Raw genomic sequence first — 18,863 nt, 5'->3', positions numbered from 1 at the left:
TTCTTGTAAGTTTAGAAATTAACGGACTGAAGCGCTGGCTACAGTCTCTCCATTTTTAACAATTGATGCCGTTGTTGTATCAGCAGGAGCAGCCGTTTCTGGCGCTGACAGATACTTAGCTGCTTTTGCTTTCAAATTAGCAGGAATACGCGAAGCTAATTCGGGAGTCGAAGTCAACAAAGGTTTCTGCTCTTTGCACCAGGCCTGCCATGAAGCTTCATCTTCAACGATCAAACGAATACGCATTGAGAAGTGGCCCTGACCACATACTTCTGTACAGGCAATCTCATAAGTAAAGTTGGGATTACCTGTGATATTCTTCATTTCATCCGTTGTTTTATCAGCGGTGAATTGAAAACGGGTAGGCATACCAGGCACAGCGTCCATTTTCACACGCAGGTGAGGAATAAATACACTATGCAGTACATCACGAGCCCGAATTTTCAAAAGAATAGGCTTGTTAACCGGAATATGTAGTTCCGAGGTCGATACAAAATCATCAAACGACGATTCGTCAGTATAGTCAATACCTGTTTCGTTATTACTATCGATCAATTTGTAATTGAATGCACCGAGCTTATTATTATCAACCCCTGGGTAGCGGGCAATCCAGTTGAATTGCTTTCCTACTAGTTCAAATACTTGTGCATTTTCAGGCGCTTCAGCCATAATATCACGCCATGCACGCCATCCCGTAAAAACGAGCAATGCCATGACAACGGCAGGAATCACGGTCCAGATTAGCTCTAGTTTGTGGTTTTCTGGATAGTAAGATGCTTTATGACCTGGCCGGTATTGATAACGCCACGCAAAAAAGAATAACAAGGCATTGGTAACAATAAAGGCAATTGTAATAATGCTCATCGAAAGCCAGAACAGAAAATCTGTATGGCGCCCATGAGGACTGGCAGCTTCAGGTAGAAAGAATTGGCGGGCATGCAGAAATGACCATATTGCCGCAATTAGACCCACCACAAAGAAGACGACCATTAAGCCTGCATTCAGGCGGTTACTCATGCCAATTCGGTCTTCATCGACTGGACCACTGGCACTCTGTACTACGGAAGCCATCCGAGAAATGACCATCACTGCCAGTCCCAGGAAGATTACCGATAATATAGCAATTATATAAACCATTGTTCTGTACAGTTATTGATTAAATATCGTGGTGCAGCGTTTCTTCCAGCATCGGGTGATTTTTTGGAATCAGGTTCGCTTTTGATAACTGCGAGTACAGCGACCAAACAAAACCAGATGCAAAAATAAGGATCATACCAAATTCCAATGGTCCGAATCCACCGTGTTCACCCACTGTTCCGGGCATGATATTATTATAAAAGTCAAAGTAGTGACCAACTATAATACACCAGGCCGCCAGTTTCAGAATGATATTTGTCCGTTTGGCATCCCGCGTCATCAAGATTAAGAATGGGAACACAAAACATAATAACAAATTTACGAGGAATGGAGCTTTATAGATTCCCCCGTATCCACTAAAACGTTCGCGGTAATAAATAGTTTCTTCGGGAAGGTTAGCGTAATAGATCAACATGAATTGCGCAAACCATACGTATGTCCAGAAGATCGTAAAGGCAAACATAAACTTACCCAGATCATGCAAATGACTTTCGTTCACCCATTTCAGGTAGCCCTGTTCCCGCAGCGTTACTACCGTTAAGGTAATAATTGCCAGACCTGTTACGTGCCAGCTAGCGAGTGTGTACCAACCGAACATTGTGCTGAACCAGTGCGTATCAATCGACATGACAAAATCCCAGGCTGAAGTTGACGACGTTACGCCAAAAACAAGCAGGAAAGCAGTGCCAAACTTGATACTCTTTTCATAATAGTCGGTGCCTCCATACAAATCCTCCTGTAAAGAGAAATTACGTAACATTCTCCATAAGCCATACCATAAAGCAAAATACAGGATGATACGGGTCAGGTAAAAAGGGGTATTGAGGAAGCCTTTTTTACCATTAATGATCGGATCAAACTCAGGACTGGCTTTATCATACAAACCTGGGTGAGTCCAGTGAAATAAGTCATGGCCTGCAATAAAGAAGACAGCGAGCACAACCACGCCCATAAATGGCAGGTAAGCAGGCATTGCTTCAGGGATCCGCTTAAAAGCAACTGACCATCCAGCTTGCGCTAGATAGTTGTACGACATAAAGAACATGCCAATGACCGAAGCTCCTGTGAAATAAATGGCGTTCAGCCAAACATTCGCCCACAAGCGGTTGGTCCATTTATAGGCATGATGCGCCCCTTCATGCGCTTCATGTCCACCAGCACCATGAGCAGCCACGTGAGTCTCGTGTGAGCCAGCCCCTGATGCCAGAAGATATGCGCCAATTGCTACCAGCGCAACTCCCACTCCAAGGCTAATCATTATTCGACGCTTGGACTCTGCGGTAAATTCAAATTCTTCGTCTAAGGACGGTATTGCGTGAGCCGATGCCATTCTTAACAGTTTTCAGTTTTCAGTTTTCAGTCATCCGGCAGGTTAATCTTTTTCAAGTGCCCCCTAGCCTATGAACTCAAAATTATCCTTGTTGTAATTTGTGTACGTACTGCACAATTTTCCAGCGATCTTCTGGCGTAATTTGTGAACCATGTGGCCACATACGGCCTTTACCGTTTGTGATTACGTGGAAGATGTGTCCATCATTTAGCGTTTTCAGCGCGTCAGAGGAATAGTTAGGCACCCCTTTGTACTCCTTACCTACCAGACCATCGCCTTTACCGGCTTCACCATGGCAATGGCTGCAATACCGAGTGTATAGGGTTTTACCTTCAGCCAACGACTGCTCGGTTTCTGGAATCGGATTGGTCAGCACACGTTCGGCAATTTCGATACTGTCGGCCGGAATATGATAGATCATCAAATCCGTTTTAGCATTTGCTCCCTCTCCAAACGTTGTATGATAGTTTGGCCGGGCTACAGTACCTCGTGCAGGCAAACGCATGTTCAGCCCTTGAGGGTTAATCGTATTTGGACGAATCTGACGGTAGGGCTCATAACCTACCGCATCGTACATCTGAGGTGCATATTCAACCCCGGTATTATCATGACCTCTTTTGCAGGCTGTTCCTGCAAACATCAGCCCGATAATCGCCAGCGCGGTTACACTCGTATGTTTAGTAATCATTCCCATCCTGAATATTAGAACTGCTTAACATTTACTTCAGCAGCGCCTGATTTCTTCAGAATCTGCTCAATATCACCTTCACCAATATTATTCTTGCTAAGATCAATAGCCATAGCAAATTTATTATCGGTCGTTCTGAGATCGTACATCAATGGTTTAACTGTAGGGCCGAGACCATTCGATACGAGGAATGTACCGACCATGCCCAATGCACAGAAAAGTACGGTCAGCTCAAAAATAACAGGTACATATACGATAGGTGAGTATGAATCTTTACCCCCAACGATCATTGGCCAGTCGAAACCTTCCGTATAGAAGGTCAGCGCCAGTGCGGTAAGTGTACCGGATAATCCGAATAAGAAAGCGGCAATACCCAGACGTGTACGTGGATGACCCAGCGCTACGTCTAGTCCGTGGATCGGGAACGGTGAATAGACTTCATGAATCCGAACACCTGCTTTTTTTACTTCTTTAACGGCCTGTAATACCACATCATCATCGTCGAAGATGCCGACCAGGAATTTACCGTTATCGTGTGCGTCTGACATACTTTATTCGGTTTACGGTTTACAGTTTCCGGTAGTATATGTACCGAAAACCGTAAACCGAATAGGTTATTACTCTACGTTTTTGTTAAATGTTGGATTTGCAACGCGCTCACCTTTCGCAACGCCCGATACGGAAACAGGCAGTTTCTCAGAAGACGACTTGATGATGGTTTTTACTTCGGCCATATTCACAACTGGCAAGAATTTCGAGAACAGCAGGAATAGTGTGAAGAACAAACCAAACGAGAAAATGTAGTCGCTGATATCGAATAGGGTCGGGTGGAACATCGCCCAGCTCGATGGGAGATAGTCGCGGTGCAGCGAGGTAACAATAATTACAAACCGCTCAAACCACATACCGATGTTTACAACTACCGACAGAACAAATGTCCAGACAATGCTCCGGCGAATCGCTCGTGACCAAAAGAGCTGTGGAGTAATAACGTTACAGGTCATCATCGCCCAGTAGGCCCACCAGTAAGGACCAGTTGCCCGGTTGATGAACGCATATCCTTCAAATTCAACACCCGAATACCAGGCGATGAAAAATTCCGTCAGGTAGGCTACACCCACAATCGAACCCGTTAAGGTGATAACCTTGTTCATCGACTCGATGTGTTCGACCGTAATGTAATCTTCCAGCTTAAATACAACCCGGATAATAAGCACCAGGTTTTGTACCATTGCGAAACCGGAGAAGATAGCCCCGGCAACGAAGTAAGGAGGGAAGATCGTTGTATGCCAACCTGGAATTACCGAAGTAGCAAAGTCAAAGGATACAATCGTGTGTACCGAAAGTACAAGTGGGGTAGAAAGACCAGCCAGAATCAAACTCATGTATTCATAACGAGCCCAGGTTTTCGCTGAACCATTCCAGCCCATTGCAAAAGCACCGTAGATATACCGCGATACTTTACTTTTTGCCCGGTCACGAATGGTAGCCAAATCAGGAATAAGGCCCATGTACCAGAATACGAGCGATACGGTAAAATAGGTACTGATGGCGAACACGTCCCAAACCAGTGGCGATTTGAAGTTAACCCAGAGTGAACCGAGCGTATTAGGCAGTGGCAAACACCAGTAAGCTACCCAGGGCCGACCTGCGTGCATCATGATGAAGCTAGCTGCACAGATAACGGCGAAAATGGTCATAGCTTCAGCCGCCCGGTTTACAGCCGTCCGCCACTTCTGACGGAACAACAATAAAATAGCCGAAATCAGCGTACCAGCGTGACCGATACCTACCCACCATACGAAGTTGGTAATGTCCCAGGCCCAGCCGACAGTTTTGTTCAGCCCCCAAACACCCAGACCTTCCCACCACGTCCAGAACAGACAGGCCGTTCCGTACGTGAGAACAATTACCGCAATCGTGAAGGCAATGGTCCATTCACGAGTCGGATTGCCCTCAACCTGCTTACTAATATCCTCCGTTACGTCGGCGTAGGTTTTGCCACCGGTAACGAGAGGGGTTCTTACAGCTGATGTAACATGCGACATAATACTTACTGTATTTACGATTTACGATGTACGACCTACGATATCAGACGTTGAACCTGTCCATCGTAAATCGTAATTGAGTTTATGCAGGCGTTTCCTGCTTCGCGTTTTTGTTATCTTTTGGCTCTTCGTCCTTATTCCGAATTTTCGTTAAGTACGAAATTTGCGGCCGCACGTTGATTTCTTCCAATACGTGGAAAGCTCGTCCCTCCTGCTCAGCCATAACCACTTTCGAAACAGTGCTTTCTGGGTTGTTCAAATCGCCGAAGATAATAGCATTCGTTGGGCAAGACTGAGCACAAGCGGTTTGAACTTCATCCGGTGCTAACCGACGACGCTCTTTCTTGGCGGTCAGTTTACCTTCCTGAATCCGTTGTACGCAGAATGAACACTTCTCGATAACTCCCCGCGAACGAACCGTTACGTCTGGGTTAATGACCATTTTACCCAGATCATTATTGAAATGATAATCGAAATTATCATTGTCAAAGTACTTGAACCAGTTGAACCGACGCACTTTATAGGGACAGTTGTTGGCACAGTAACGGGTACCGATACAACGGTTGTAAGTCATCTGGTTCAGGCCTTCCGTGCTATGCGTCGTAGCCAGTACCGGACATACCGTTTCGCAGGGAGCATTGCTGCAATGCTGGCAAAGCATCGGCTGGAACGTTACTTCCGGGTTAGCTGAAGCCACTTCCAGCGCCGTATAGTCTTCAACATCAGCATCGCTGCTATAGTATCGGTCGATCCGCATCCAGTGCATTTCACGACGACGAAGAACTTCCTTACGACCAACTACCTGAATGTTGTTCTCAGCATTACAAGCCACTACGCAAGTGCCGCAACCGATGCATGAGTTCAGGTCGATAACCATACCCCATGAATGGTTTGGCTTGCCGTACCCGTTCCAGAGCGTAATATCGGTTGGGTTAACAGGCCCCTCAGAAGTTTGAACTTTGGGTTCGTAACGGCCTGCTTTAGCATTCTTTTGGTAGGCGGCTAAAACCGTTTCCTGCAATACAGCCTTACGGCCCATTACCGTTTCGTGCGTCTGGGTCTGTGCAATCTCGTGCGAACCGCTGGCTTTATCTACTTTCGCACTGAAAGCGGAATAGGTAGCATAACCACCAGTCAGGCTAACAAATGGGAAAGCGTTTTTACCAACACCGTTTGCTGATTTACCGGCTTTCTCACGACCGTAACCAATCGCAATCGATACGGTATTGTCGGCCTGACCAGGCTGTACCAGTACAGGCAGTTCAACCGACTTGCCATTAACGGTTACGGTTACCATGTCGTTTTGAGCAACGCCCATATCCTTCGCGGTTTTCTGGGAAAGACATGCGTAGTTATCCCAGCAGGCTTTCGAAACCGGATCTGGCAATTCTTGCAACCAGGGGTTATTGGCCATAGCGCCGGACCCTACACCCACTTTCTCGTATAGAGACAACTCCATACCCGTAGTTGGCTTGTATCGTTGTGCAATGGCAGCTGCAGCTTGCGCCACATTTCCACTGAAGGATGTTCCGCCTGCCGAAGCCGCACCAGCATTGGGTTCAAATACACCATCATTCAGGCATTTAACCCAGAAGGCGTCGAATGAACTGAAACCAGATGCCTGCGAATAATGGGTGGTACGCCAGTAGTTTTTCAGGTATGCCTGATAATCGGACGGTTTACCAGCCCATTTCAGCAAACTTGATTGGTATTGACGAGTTTTGAAGATCAGCGTGATGGCTGGCTGCATCAGGCTAAAATAGCCCTGCTTTGGCTCAGCGTCGCCCCAGCATTCCAGATAATGAGGAGCAGGCGTAATGTATTTGGCTAACGAAGCTGTTTCATCGGCCCGATCAGCAAACGAAACGGACAGTTGAACTTTGGGTAACGCTTCGGCCAGTTCAGCACCACGAGGATGATCGTATACAGGATTGGCCGAAATGAAGAATGCTGCACCAACCCGACCACCTTTAACTTCATCGATAAAGGCATTCATTTGCTGGTCATTACCCTGACGGTAGTTTACCGGCGTGTTGATGTCGATCGTTGTGCCATAACTACCCAACAGATTGTTCAGCGCGTTGACAATAGTTTGAACATTTGGGTCGTTCGAACCCGATACAACCAGTGCTTTACCCCGTGAATTTGCCAGATCCGTAGCGGCCTTATCCAGGTGAGCTACATCAACCGAAGGGGTACTCAGCGCACCACCACCTACTTTAGCCGCTACCTTGTTATAAAGTGCAGCCACAACTAATCCTTCCTGCGATGGCTTGATGGCAGTACGGTAGTCAGCATTGGCACCCGTCATCGAAAGCCCTGTCTCGAATTGATAATGGCGAGACATGGTTTTCTTACCACCCGCCATTGCGCCTACCTGACGACCCTTTGCGTAGGCCCCCATGTATTCGATCGGAGCGATCCAGGTTCCCAGGAAATCAGCGCCGATGCTAACGATGGTTTGCGCTTTGCTAAAATCATAGGATGGAATTACTGCCTTACCAAACGAAGCCTGATTCGCCTGTGTGATTCCAAATACCGAATTGGCATCGTACATAATATGACGAGCAGTTGGGAATTTCGCTACAAAATCAGCGATAACGGCTTTGGTAGCTGGACTAAGAATCGTAGACGAAACAATCCGAATGGCCCCACCTTTAGCCGCTACTGAATTCAGCTGGCTAAGGATTTCGCGATCGGCTGTATCCCAATCGATGTCGGCATCGCCACGTTTGGGGCCTTTCAGTTTATCAATATCGTAAAGCGAAAGCACCGAAGCCTGAGCCCGTGCGGTTGTCTTTCCTTTCGATATAGTCGATGATGGGTTCCCTTCTATTTTAATAGGCCGACCTTCACGCGTTTCTACCAGGACAGAAACATAATCGCCACCCTCTACGAAGGTGGATGCGTAATAGTCAGAAATTGAGGGGAAGGTAAATTCCGGTTTGTTGATATACGGGATGGCTTTATGAACCGGCGTTTCACAGGCTGCCAGCGACACAGCAGCCATACCAAATCCCATTACTTTCAGAAAGTCACGGCGTTGGGTGTTTGAGCCACCGAGCAAACCTTCTTCCAGGTCGTTCGACGATTCGCTCAGGTCGGGGTTGGCAAATTCGCTGTTAGCATTCTTAACAAACGTAGCGTCGTTGCGTAACTCCTCGAGCCCTTTCCAATACCGTTTAGATGTATTTTCCATGCGTGTTGTATGCGGTAAGTACCCTATTGGTTGAGCTGGCCTATACGGCCCGGTGGATTAATAGTGACATTTAGAACATTCAAGACCGCCAATGTTAGCTACTTTAAGCGGCTCTTTGCTTTCTTTGCGGTGCAACGCCACAAGCTTGTCGTAGTAGGCGTTGTCTTTTGTGTTCACATCCGTCCGGCGATGGCAGTCAATACACCAGCCCATAGTCAGTGATGAACGGGCTTCAACCACTTCCATTTTCTCGATTTCACCGTGGCAGGTCTGACAGGCTACGTTCCCAACGTTTACGTGTTGTGCGTGGTTGAAGTAAGCCAGATCAGGCAGGTTATGAACCCGAACCCATTCGATGGGCCGATTCTCTTCAATAGCCGTATAAATCTTTTGAATTTCGGGCGACTCTTTTTTGATAACGCCGTGGCAGTTCATACAGATGTTAGCAGCCGGAATGGTAGCGTTCTTCCCTTTTTGTGCACCTGTGTGGCAGTAGTTACAATCAATTTTGTACTGACCAGCATGCAGTTTATGCGAATATGCAATAGGCTGCTTTGGTGCATAACCCTGTTGGATACCTACACCATAAGCACCGTCGATGGTTTCTTTAGCAACAACCAGCAGAAACAACCAAATGACGATGGAACGAAGTGTAGGATTGTTGAATGCATTCGATAAACCCGTCTTCAGTCGCTGACCGAAAGCAGAAGGCACTTCGGCACCTTCGACCGTAGCAGGCGATACGGCTTTCGACAGAATGCTTACAATGGCCAGCAGAACGCCAAGAACCAGCAGCATAACGATCAGCAGTGCCACCAGTACAAACGTGAACAGTTCCGAAGGGCCAGAAGCAGATGCCGTTTGGCCACCACCTGCGGGAGCAGTACTAGTATCTCCTGCACCTGCTGGTGCAGGTTTGTTGGCCTGATCGATGTAGGCCAGAATACCGTCGATGTCTGCATCGGTTAAGTTGGGGAAGCTAGACATCTGCACTTTCCCATTGGCGTTGAACACCTGATTGGCGTACTGGTCGCCCGAAGCGATCAAAGCAGATGAATTCCGAATCCACTTGTGTAACCAATCTTTACCAGGAGTACGTGACTCAACGCCTTTTAAGCCAGGCCCTACCACTTTATCGGCCGTTACAGCGTGGCAGGCAGCACAGTTTTCGGTAAACAGCTTCTTCCCTTTTTCAGCATCTGCACCACCTGCAGTAGCCGCATCCTGGGCTCTCACCTGACTACTGGAAACCAATAGCATGAGCGATAGGATCAGGGCCCCACCAAGTTTGTATAAACGACTCATTTTATGAACTATATTAATTGAGTGAATCAACATAATCACCACCGCTTTTTATTTAGCGCCCAAAAGTACGACACGATTGCTGTATAGGCAAAAGTTGGTGTTTAGTTATTTGGGCACTCTTTTTTATTTATATTCTTTCTAATTAAGAACCTTTTATCAACCCCTACGCCCGTTTAACAAATTCATACTTGTTTTGTCCAAAACAAAAAATACCACCCTGCACGAGTTCAACTGAAGTCGGACAAGATGGTAAATGAGGCACTTTTCTTTCTGAATGTGAAGAGGTTCCGAGCGGATTCGAACCGCTGTACGAGGTTTTGCAGACCACTGCCTAGCCACTCGGCCACGGAACCTTTGTGTCCTTATACATGAAGACCCATGCTTTCGGGAGTGCAAACATACGATTTTATCTTGTTTTAAGAAAATAGATACAAAAAAAATACTCCTGACTATAGCAGACAGGAGTATTTTTTTAAACAAAATTAATCTGAATTAGTTACGACCTTCCATTTGTTCTTTCAAAGCCGCAAGCGCATCAAGATCCCCCAGGGTAGCACCGCGTTCTGGTGCCGATGTTGAACCAGCTTTCGAAGCAGAGGCTTTGGCAGCTTTTGGTTCTTTAACGGGTTCATTTTTCTCCTGCCATGCTTTCGTGTGCGACAGCATGATGCGCTTCTCTTCTTTCGAGAACTCGGTTACTTTGAAATCGAGCGTTTCGCCAACTTCGGCAAACGTTCCATCTTCTTTCGCCAGATTCTTCAACGACGAGAACCCTTCGATACCGTATGGCAGCTCAAGAGTAGCCATTTTGTCGTTTTTGCTCAGGATGGTGCAACGGTGAATTGTACCAACAGCGAATACGGTTTCGAACGTATCCCATGGGTTCTCTTCAAGCTGCTTGTGACCCAGCGCCAGGCGACGGTTATCAACATCCAGTTCCAGTACCACTACTTCGAGTTCGTCACCTACTTTGATGAAGTCTGAAGGATGCTTGATCTTCTTCGTCCACGACAAATCCGATACGTGTACCAGACCGTCGATACCTTCTTCCAGTTCAAGGAATAAACCGAAGTTCGTTAGGTTACGGACCACTCCTTTATGCTTCGTACCAACGGCATATTTCGTACGCAGTTCGGGGCGAGTCCAGGGGTCTTCAGTTAGTTGCTTAATGCCTAACGACATTTTACGATCAGCACGATCGAGCGTCAGTACAACGGCTTCTACTTCGTCGCCCACTTTCAGGAACTCCTGTGGGTTACGCAGGTGCTGCGACCACGACATTTCGGATACGTGGATCAAGCCTTCTACGCCTGGCATAATTTCGAGGAACGCACCGTAATCGGCTACGTTTACGATTTTGCCTTTTACTTTCGAGCCAACCTGAATATCTTCGGCCAATGCATCCCATGGGTGAGCCTGAAGTTGCTTCATACCCAGCGAAATCCGCTTTTTGTCCTCGTCGAAATCCAGAACAACTACGTTCACTTTCTGATCGAGGTGCAGCACTTCGGATGGGTGGCTGATACGGCCCCACGAAATATCCGTGATGTGCAGCAGGCCATCGACGCCACCAAGATCGATGAACACACCGAAGTTGGTCATGTTCTTGATAACGCCTTCGAGTACCTGACCTTTTTCGAGGTTGTTCAGGATTTGAGCGCGTTGTGCTTCGAGGTCTTTCTCGATCAGGACTTTGTGCGAAACGACTACGTTATCGTTGGCATAGTTGATCTTGACGACTTTAACCTCCATTTTCTTGCCCACGAAGATGTCGAAGTCACGAATAGGCTTCACATCGATTTGCGAACCAGGCAAGAACGCTTCTACACTATAAATATCGACAATCAGACCACCTTTGGTCCGGCGTTTTACGAAACCATCGATTACGAGGTCTTCGTCGAGCGCGCGCTGAATTTTCTGCCATGCGGTAATCACTTTCGCTTTTTTGCGCGAGAGTACCAACTGGCCATTCGGGTCTTCCTGATTTTCTACGTAAACTTCAATTTCATCACCCATCTTCAGGTCGGGCATATCCCGGAATTCTGAAGCAGGCACCAAGCCATCCGACTTAAATCCAATGTTGAGTAATACTTCCCGATCCGTTATCCCAACGACGGTTCCCATTACTACTTCTTTTTCTTTAACTTCCGACAGGGTATTGTCGTACAGTTCCATCATCCGGTTGCGCTCGGCATCCGAATAGCCACTCCCAAACCCTTTGTTGTCTGCGCGGTCCCAATCAAATGCCGGCAGTTCGCGTTGCTGCGTTTTGCTCATAAAAAATGTTTTCCTGACCCACTCAGTACATCAGCCCGTAGGTCAATGGCGAGCTGACTTTTGGTTATAAGTTGATTACCTGTAAAAAAGGCCTGCAAAGATAGCAAATGCTTTCAGAAAAAAGTTTCGAAAAGGGCAAAAGTCTTTGAAAAAGAGGGAAAAAGGAATAAAGGGAGGAAGGGGCCGAGAGGGAAAGTCGATGCCAGCGGCATTTCCTGTCTCCCTTTCGTCCCCTTCCTCCCTTTATTCCTTTTGGCTATTATTGGAACGCTTTCTCTTTCTTCGCTAAGAACGGCATCCAGCTTTGTTCGATGGAGCCAGAAAATTCGCGTAAAAAAACCAGAAACGTAGGTTTGAACGGTTTCTGGCGCAGTTTCATGTTAGCTTCATCGGGCGTATAATCACCTTTCCTCGAGTTACAGCGTTTACAGGCCGTAGCGAGGTTGTCCCAACTGGTTTTACCTCCCCTCGATTTAGGCATTACATGATCCAGCGTCAGATCTTCAGTAGTACCGCAGTACTGACAATGATGCCCATCGCGTTTGAAAATATTTTGCCGGGTAAGCATAACGCCTTTGTAAGGCAGATTGACGTATCGATGAAGCCGGATAACGGACGGCATCGGGAACTCGGCGGAGACAGTTCGAAGGGTGAACTGCTCAGATTCGGCAACAAGTTCAGCTTTGTCTAAGAAAACCAGCAAAAATGCCTTGGGAACGGAGCAAATGCTGAGAGCACTGTAATCTTGATTTAAGACTAATACTTTCCTACCCATATCGCGTTTAAATGCCTCTGTACGAAAGCAAGTTACAGAGTTATCTACATAACGACAAGAGTTTAGAAAAATTAAATAACTGGAGCCGGCAAAAAGGCGAAGGGAGACATCGGTTAAGGTCTTTTCCTTTTGCTGGCTCCAGTTATTTTAATACCGCTCCCGCTGCAAATCCCGCGTTACATCGCGCTCTTTGATGCTTTCGCGCTTGTCATAAAGTTTTTTACCCTTAGCTAAAGCTATCTCGATTTTAGCAAACCCGCGCTCACTAGTGAATAATCGGACAGGTACGATCGTCAGCCCTTGATCTTTTAATTTTTCAGTGAGCCGTTTTATTTCCCGTTTTGTCAGCAGAAGTTTACGGTCGCGGAGCGGCTCGTGGTTATAATGAGTTCCTTCGGTATAAACCGAAATACTCATTTGCCGGATAAATAGCTCATCGTTATGAATCAGGCAATACGCATCCTGCAAATTCACTTTGCCCTGCCGAATGGATTTTATTTCGGTGCCAGTCAGAACAATGCCCGCCGTATAGGTTTCTAAAAACGAGTATTCGAACGAGGCCCGACGATTTCGGATATCAACCTGTTTAACAATCGAAGCAGATGCCATTATTGATATAGGATGTAGGAAATATGATGTATGAGCCTTCAACGAAGAGCACTGCATCAAAAATAAATCAAGTTTATCCGATCTGTAATTGACCGGGTAAGACCAACAACGTTGAAACTTTACGAGAGGTTTATAGGACACCAAAAATTTCAGACGGGTATGCAAACAAACCCGACCTACTGATTATCGAGTTCAGTAAGTCGGGTCTGTACCAGCAAAAACACTAAATTTTATTTCTTTGTCTGTCTTGCCTGATATTCTTTATTCAGGCCATCCAGAATAGTTTTTGTCTGATCAGCCTCTGGATTGGCAAACAGGATACCACCACCTTTTGTATACCCGAGAACAAACTCGTATTTGTTCTGAGCATTTATCTTTTTGAGGTAGTTGTATATCTCATCATAAAGCTCTTTGTTTTTGGTTTGCTCTTCAAGCGCCAGATTTTGCGCAGCCCGGTCGCGATAGGCCAGAATATCCTGCTGTTCTTTTTGCAGTGAGGCTTCTGTAGCCCGGCCCTGTTCCTGCGTCATGGTGGCGGCACGTTGCTGAAAGAAAGCCACTTTGTTTTGCAGATTCCGGCCTTTCGACGCAATGTCATTTTCCAGTTGAAAGCGCTTACTTTCCAGCACCTTCTGGGTATCTTTAAAGAAATCGTATTTATTCAACAACGAATCAACATTGACATATACGATGGCTTTGCCTTTGGCTTCGGCCGGTGCAGAAGTAACCGGAGCCGTTTCGGACTGAGGGCCTTTAAAATGTAGGTAGTACAGTACAGCTACGGCAATCGTCAGGACGACGTTTAGAATTAACGAGGCATTCTTCACAGGAAATAATTCAGTTAGTTATCAGTTTATTCTACAAAGGTAGAGGGAATTACGATTTTACTAGCTACGGGTCATGATTTGATTTTGAGCAGCCTGACGAACAAAATAACCTGACAGGCCAGCCAGCCCACCAACTAATCCACCTACAATGGCCGTTACTAATCCGGGAAGAATAGGGCTGCTTGTTTTAAAAAGCAATTCGCCCATGCGCCCAGTAAATATTCCATCGGTACGTACATGGAGCATAACAGCATAAGCCAGCCATATCAATGCAACTCCGTAAAAGCCAGCAAAGAACGCCTGTCCTGCGCTTGGGCTACGCCATAAACAAACCAGAAAGGCAACCACAGCCAAGCTCCACCAGGGTAATACCAGTTGGGCCAGCAAACTCAAAATAGCAATCAGAATAATTTGAATCATGGTAGTAAGGCAGCCATCCTGCCGCATTATCGTAGAATAATTTTTTGCTTAACGCGAGGGCTTTTATCCTGAGCCGTTTGCAGGTAAAGCAATTCATTAAGCTGGCCGGTTCGCCAGGTTTCCAGTAAATCCTGATAATGTGGACTTCCGGGGTTGCCCGACTGACCACCCGGAAAGACACCATAGGCTTTAGGCTGTTCGCCAAGCGCAACGACCATTCGCCAGGAGGGACCTGCCCGCTCGCTGGTTGCATTGACAATACCACCACCTCCGCCAATTTGTACATTTAGCGCACTAAACGCATCGACACCGGGCAGTAGGTGCCGAATCGATGTGCTTTTGTGAGGGCCCCATGCCCACGAAGACCCAAATGAGCCATGCTTTTTAGTCAGTGTATCACAGGCAGCCTGGAAGCTTTGCGTCAGTACATCGGTCATGCGTTCGCGAGCAGGCGTTTTTACATTATCGAACCAACGAGCCTCTGGGTCGCGCTGCATCATGGTCAGTGTTCGGTCGAAAGTAGGGCTACGCATGGGTAAAGAATCACCCATGTCGAACTCATCCGCCCAGATCGCTTCGAGTAACCGCTGCGTCCATTCGGTAAAGACCGTTGCCCCGGTTTCGGCCACATCATTATTCATTTTCCAGGCTTTCAGCGCAGCCAGTGCTTTTTTCTGATCGGCACTCAATCGGCTCGCATCAAGACTGGGCAACATTACGGGTAAAGCGTCGGCGGCTCTTAGATTGAAGTTATCATTCTGCAACATCCGCAGGCTGTCGATCGTGGCATGTTGCATGGCCGTCAGCCGTTGATTGATTCGTCGTCCACGCTCAGCGGGTGCAAATTGCCAGTTGAGATAATACGGATACGTTCGGTCGGTTGAAAACTGGTTGGCCGAACTCACAAATCCCCGTGGCGGATTCTTCACCAACGGGTTTTGATCGGCGGGAATAAAACCATGCCAGTCATCAACAGGGTCGGTGCCATCCAGCAGAAACTTTCCCTGATCCATCCATTTCAGGGGGAAACGTCCATTGGGCGATATGGCAATATCGTTTTGGTTACTGGCAAAGATAAAGTTCTGGGCTGGCGCTACATATTTGGCCAATGCCTGCCGATAATCATCATAATTCTTAGCCCGGTTCAACCCATAAAAACAGGCAATATCGTTCGATGGCTCGTGGGCAATCCAGCGAGCCGCATAACCAATCGGAATATTTTTTCGAAATGCCTTCGCTCCGGGCATATAGACAACCGGACCATGGTGCGTATAAAATACCGTATCGACCACATCGGGCTTGCCTTTTACTTTAATAACTTCGATGCGGGCTCGGGTGGGCTTCCATTTCTTATCGTGCCAGTATTCCCGATGGGTAGCATCCTTAAATTTTACCGTATAGAAATCCAGTACATCAGCCCCTACGTTTGTTACGCCCCAGGCCACATTCTTATTGAAGCCAATGATTACATTCGGGGCACCCGGCAAAGTGGCCCCATATACATTGACCGTCGGTGAAACCAACTGCATCTGATACCAAATGGATGGCAGACTTAATGTCAGGTGAGGGTCGTTGGCCAGAATAGGGTGGCCAGTAGCCGATTTTGATGGACCAACCGCCCAGTTATTCGAACCGATTTCAGGGTTAGGCCTCCGAAAGCCAGCATCAAACCAGGCAATCATATCGTTGATCGTGGTGTCGTTTGGAGGAGGTGGAAGGGGCGATACCGTTTTAAAATTCCATGTTGTGCCGGGAGGAATAATCGGATCTTCGCGGGTCGGGTAATCCGGGAAAAGATCGGCCGTAATTACAGACCCGTATTTCCGCAGTATATTAGTCATTAACAAATCATCGGCCCCACTGGCGAGGGTGCTGGTCATCTGTTTTAGAAGTAGAGCACACTTGAGCGGTGTCCAGGCTTCAGGGGCATAACCCAGAAGCTTATATTCGATTGGGTACTTAGCGGGTGATAGCTGATCAATCCAGGCATTAACCCCGGCCGTATACGCATCCAGTGCAACTTTCGAAGCTGGGTCGGCCTGCATACCTCTAAGGGTTTGCTCAGCCCCATAGCCCATACCCATATGCCGATTGTAGCGGTCCAGTTCAAGTGCCCGGTCACCAACCAGTTCGGATACACGCCCGGCCGCTGCATGCGTCTGAAACTCCATTTGCCAAAGGCGATCCCGAGCGGTTAAGTAGCCCTGAGCAAAAAACAGGTCATGATCGTTCTGGGCAAACACATGGGGAACTCCCTTATCATCGATCAGAACCGTTACAGGAGCCTGTGTTCCTTTTATAGTGATTTCTTCATCGGTGACCTTTGCCGATTCAGCATTTTGCCAAAAGCCAACAAATGGACTCAATAATGGTCCAAAAGCCGGAATACCTCCCCAGGGTCTGTTTAGCCCCCAGATTAGCAGAACCGTCAACAGAGAAACAACAATAGCTTTGGTATAGCGCATAGATAAGTTAAGGAGCGTGGGCTTGTTTTTCTGCAAGTTTACTATTGCACTCAACAAATAAAAAGTATTCTTTTCTTTACCAGATTAAAAGGTTTATATTTGTACACTATAAGGCCTCGAACACCCATTTTAACGACAGTTGTTTCCACTCATCTGGTGACAAAACGTATGGATCAGACCGATACAGCAGTAACGCATCGCTTACCAGAAGACGGCAAAACGGCGTTCGGCAACCTGTTTCGGAATCATCGTCACTATATAAATAGCTTAGCTATAGTGTATATAAACGACCTCTCCCAAGCCAGACATACCTTTTCAGAATCTTATCTTACACACAACGGGCACCCATGTCCGTAATCAGTACTGTATAATCCGTTAAAAACTATTCAGCAAAAGCCATGTATCAGGTAGCAGACACCATCAGCAACGACAGCCGGGAGCTTATAGCTACCGAAGAACCGCTTGCCCTGAGTGAATATAGCTCAGTAGTTCGAGACGGGTTACGTCAACTCTCCGTTCAGCGTCGGTTAGTGTTTACCTTACGTTCTGAACAAGGGCTTACCAATGAAGAAGTAGCCGAAAAGCTCCAGATTCCGGTTAGCCAGGTAAAAACGCAGTATTATAATGCCTGTCGGTTTTTGCGTGACTACCTGCGCCAGCATGCTGGTGTAAAAGCCATGCTGGTTGTTATGACTACTTTCTGCAATTAATTTCTTCTGCTCTGCTTTTTATCTGTCAATCATTGACAGATAAAAATCTAGCTGCCCTGACAATTTCTTTTCTTTGCTGCTTTACTAACCTTGTAGCGCCTGCTGATTGTAGGCGCTTTAGTTATTTACGCTGAGGGCTAACTGAACAAACCAGCTTTTTAGAGGTTCTACCAGCAATTATGACTACACCCATTCCTCTACTCTTCATTGTTTTACTGACGGCCACACGGGCAACTGCTCCTTCCAGTTTTGATATCCAAGGCCACCGGGGCTGTCGGGGGCTGATGCCCGAAAACACGATACCCGCTTTTCTGAAAGCTCTGGACCTGGGGGTTCAAACCCTGGAAATGGATGTGGTCATTAGTAAAGATAAGCAGGTAGTGGTTTCGCATGACCCGTATTTCAACGCGGACTTCAGTCTCACGCCCGATGGCAAGCCCGTTAGCAAACGGAATCAGAAGAGCATCCTGCTTTATCAGCTTAACTACGCCGATATTCAACAGTACGATGTGGGTTCGAATGGCAACCCGGCATTCCCCGAACAGCAAAAACTAAAAACATTCAAACCACTTCTGAGCGAGGTTATTGACGAAGCGGAAGCTTACCGAAAAACAAAAAACCTTCCCGCATTCGCCTACAATATTGAACTCAAAAGCGAACCATCGGAATATAACCTGAGCCAGCCCGAACCAGCCGCCTTTTGTGAACTAGTTCAGGCCGTTCTTAAACAAAGCCTTCCTCCCGAACGAGTAACCATTCAAAGTTTCGACTTTGCTATATTACGTCAGTGGAAACGTGGAGCAGATGCCGGTAAATATCCTAAAGTAAAATTGTCAGCACTGGTTGAAAATCTTCGAAGTCCTGAGAAGAATATTGAGGAGCTGGGTTTCAAACCGGACATCTATAGTCCCTATTTCCGACTTATCAATCAGGACAAAATTTCCCGGCTGCATGATCAGGGCATTCTGGTCATTCCCTGGACGGTTAATCAACGAGCCGATATGGTTCGACTAAAAGAATGGGGGGTTGATGGGCTAATCACGGACTATCCCGATCGGGCCAAAGGATTATAA

The 18,863-nt window shown here is 47.0% G+C and carries 15 protein-coding genes and 1 tRNA gene; 2 read left to right on the top strand and 14 right to left on the bottom strand.

The genetic code is table 11. The features are described 5' to 3' along the window. Window positions 1-18 precede the first annotated feature (18 nt). The 14 genes from B153_RS0120160 to B153_RS0120095 form a co-directional block, all read right to left on the bottom strand. Window positions 19-1,137 carry a cytochrome c oxidase subunit II gene (locus tag B153_RS0120160; protein ID WP_020598552.1) on the bottom strand — a complete coding sequence of 373 codons (1,119 nt, stop codon included), beginning with the start codon at window positions 1,135-1,137 and terminating at the stop codon, window positions 19-21. A gap of 19 nt (window positions 1,138-1,156) precedes the next feature. Then, complete coding sequence (locus B153_RS0120155) at window positions 1,157-2,467, bottom strand: hypothetical protein (protein ID WP_026262301.1); 1,311 nt, start codon at window positions 2,465-2,467, stop codon at window positions 1,157-1,159. A gap of 82 nt (window positions 2,468-2,549) precedes the next feature. Continuing rightward, a complete protein-coding gene (locus B153_RS0120150; protein ID WP_026262300.1) occupies window positions 2,550-3,155 on the bottom strand; it encodes a c-type cytochrome in 606 nt (201 codons plus the stop codon). Window positions 3,156-3,169: 14 nt separating this feature from the next. Beyond that, a complete protein-coding gene (locus B153_RS0120145) occupies window positions 3,170-3,703 on the bottom strand; it encodes a DUF3341 domain-containing protein (RefSeq protein ID WP_020598549.1) in 534 nt (177 codons plus the stop codon). Window positions 3,704-3,772: 69 nt separating this feature from the next. Next, window positions 3,773-5,203: an NrfD/PsrC family molybdoenzyme membrane anchor subunit gene (nrfD, locus tag B153_RS0120140; RefSeq protein WP_020598548.1), complete on the bottom strand. Its 1,431-nt coding sequence runs from the start codon at window positions 5,201-5,203 to the stop codon at window positions 3,773-3,775. Window positions 5,204-5,285: 82 nt separating this feature from the next. Next, complete coding sequence (locus B153_RS0120135; RefSeq protein WP_020598547.1) at window positions 5,286-8,402, bottom strand: TAT-variant-translocated molybdopterin oxidoreductase; 3,117 nt, start codon at window positions 8,400-8,402, stop codon at window positions 5,286-5,288. Between the two features lie 57 nt (window positions 8,403-8,459). Then, on the bottom strand, window positions 8,460-9,740 hold the full coding sequence (locus tag B153_RS0120130) for a c-type cytochrome (protein ID WP_026262299.1): 1,281 nt from the start codon (window positions 9,738-9,740) through the stop codon (window positions 8,460-8,462). Between the two features lie 249 nt (window positions 9,741-9,989). Beyond that, window positions 9,990-10,060 (bottom strand) — tRNA-Cys (locus tag B153_RS0120125). A gap of 139 nt (window positions 10,061-10,199) precedes the next feature. Beyond that, a complete protein-coding gene (rpsA, locus tag B153_RS0120120; protein ID WP_020598545.1) occupies window positions 10,200-11,984 on the bottom strand; it encodes a 30S ribosomal protein S1 in 1,785 nt (594 codons plus the stop codon). A gap of 259 nt (window positions 11,985-12,243) precedes the next feature. Continuing rightward, a complete protein-coding gene (locus B153_RS0120115; protein WP_020598544.1) occupies window positions 12,244-12,759 on the bottom strand; it encodes an HNH endonuclease in 516 nt (171 codons plus the stop codon). A 147-nt stretch (window positions 12,760-12,906) separates the two neighbouring features. Beyond that, complete coding sequence (smpB, locus tag B153_RS0120110; protein ID WP_020598543.1) at window positions 12,907-13,368, bottom strand: SsrA-binding protein SmpB; 462 nt, start codon at window positions 13,366-13,368, stop codon at window positions 12,907-12,909. Between the two features lie 230 nt (window positions 13,369-13,598). Beyond that, window positions 13,599-14,195, bottom strand: coding sequence for an OmpH/Skp family outer membrane protein (locus B153_RS0120105; RefSeq protein WP_020598542.1), 597 nt, complete (start codon window positions 14,193-14,195; stop codon window positions 13,599-13,601). Window positions 14,196-14,255: 60 nt separating this feature from the next. Further along, complete coding sequence (locus B153_RS0120100; RefSeq protein WP_040761751.1) at window positions 14,256-14,615, bottom strand: hypothetical protein; 360 nt, start codon at window positions 14,613-14,615, stop codon at window positions 14,256-14,258. A gap of 26 nt (window positions 14,616-14,641) precedes the next feature. Beyond that, window positions 14,642-17,080, bottom strand: a complete 2,439-nt coding sequence (locus B153_RS0120095; protein WP_020598540.1) for a penicillin acylase family protein — start codon at window positions 17,078-17,080, stop codon at window positions 14,642-14,644. Between the two features lie 398 nt (window positions 17,081-17,478). Between B153_RS0120095 and B153_RS0120090 the strand changes: the two genes are divergently transcribed. Together B153_RS0120090 and B153_RS0120085 are read left to right on the top strand one after the other, a co-directional pair. Beyond that, window positions 17,479-17,790 carry a sigma factor-like helix-turn-helix DNA-binding protein gene (locus B153_RS0120090; protein ID WP_020598539.1) on the top strand — a complete coding sequence of 104 codons (312 nt, stop codon included), beginning with the start codon at window positions 17,479-17,481 and terminating at the stop codon, window positions 17,788-17,790. A gap of 179 nt (window positions 17,791-17,969) precedes the next feature. Continuing rightward, window positions 17,970-18,863, top strand: coding sequence for a glycerophosphodiester phosphodiesterase family protein (locus B153_RS0120085; protein ID WP_020598538.1), 894 nt, complete (start codon window positions 17,970-17,972; stop codon window positions 18,861-18,863).

The sequence above is a fragment of the Spirosoma panaciterrae DSM 21099 genome, from assembly GCF_000374025.1.
In the GTDB taxonomy this organism is placed as follows: Bacteria; Bacteroidota; Bacteroidia; order Cytophagales; family Spirosomataceae; genus Spirosoma; species Spirosoma panaciterrae.
This window is presented reverse-complemented; position numbering and strand designations above follow the sequence as displayed.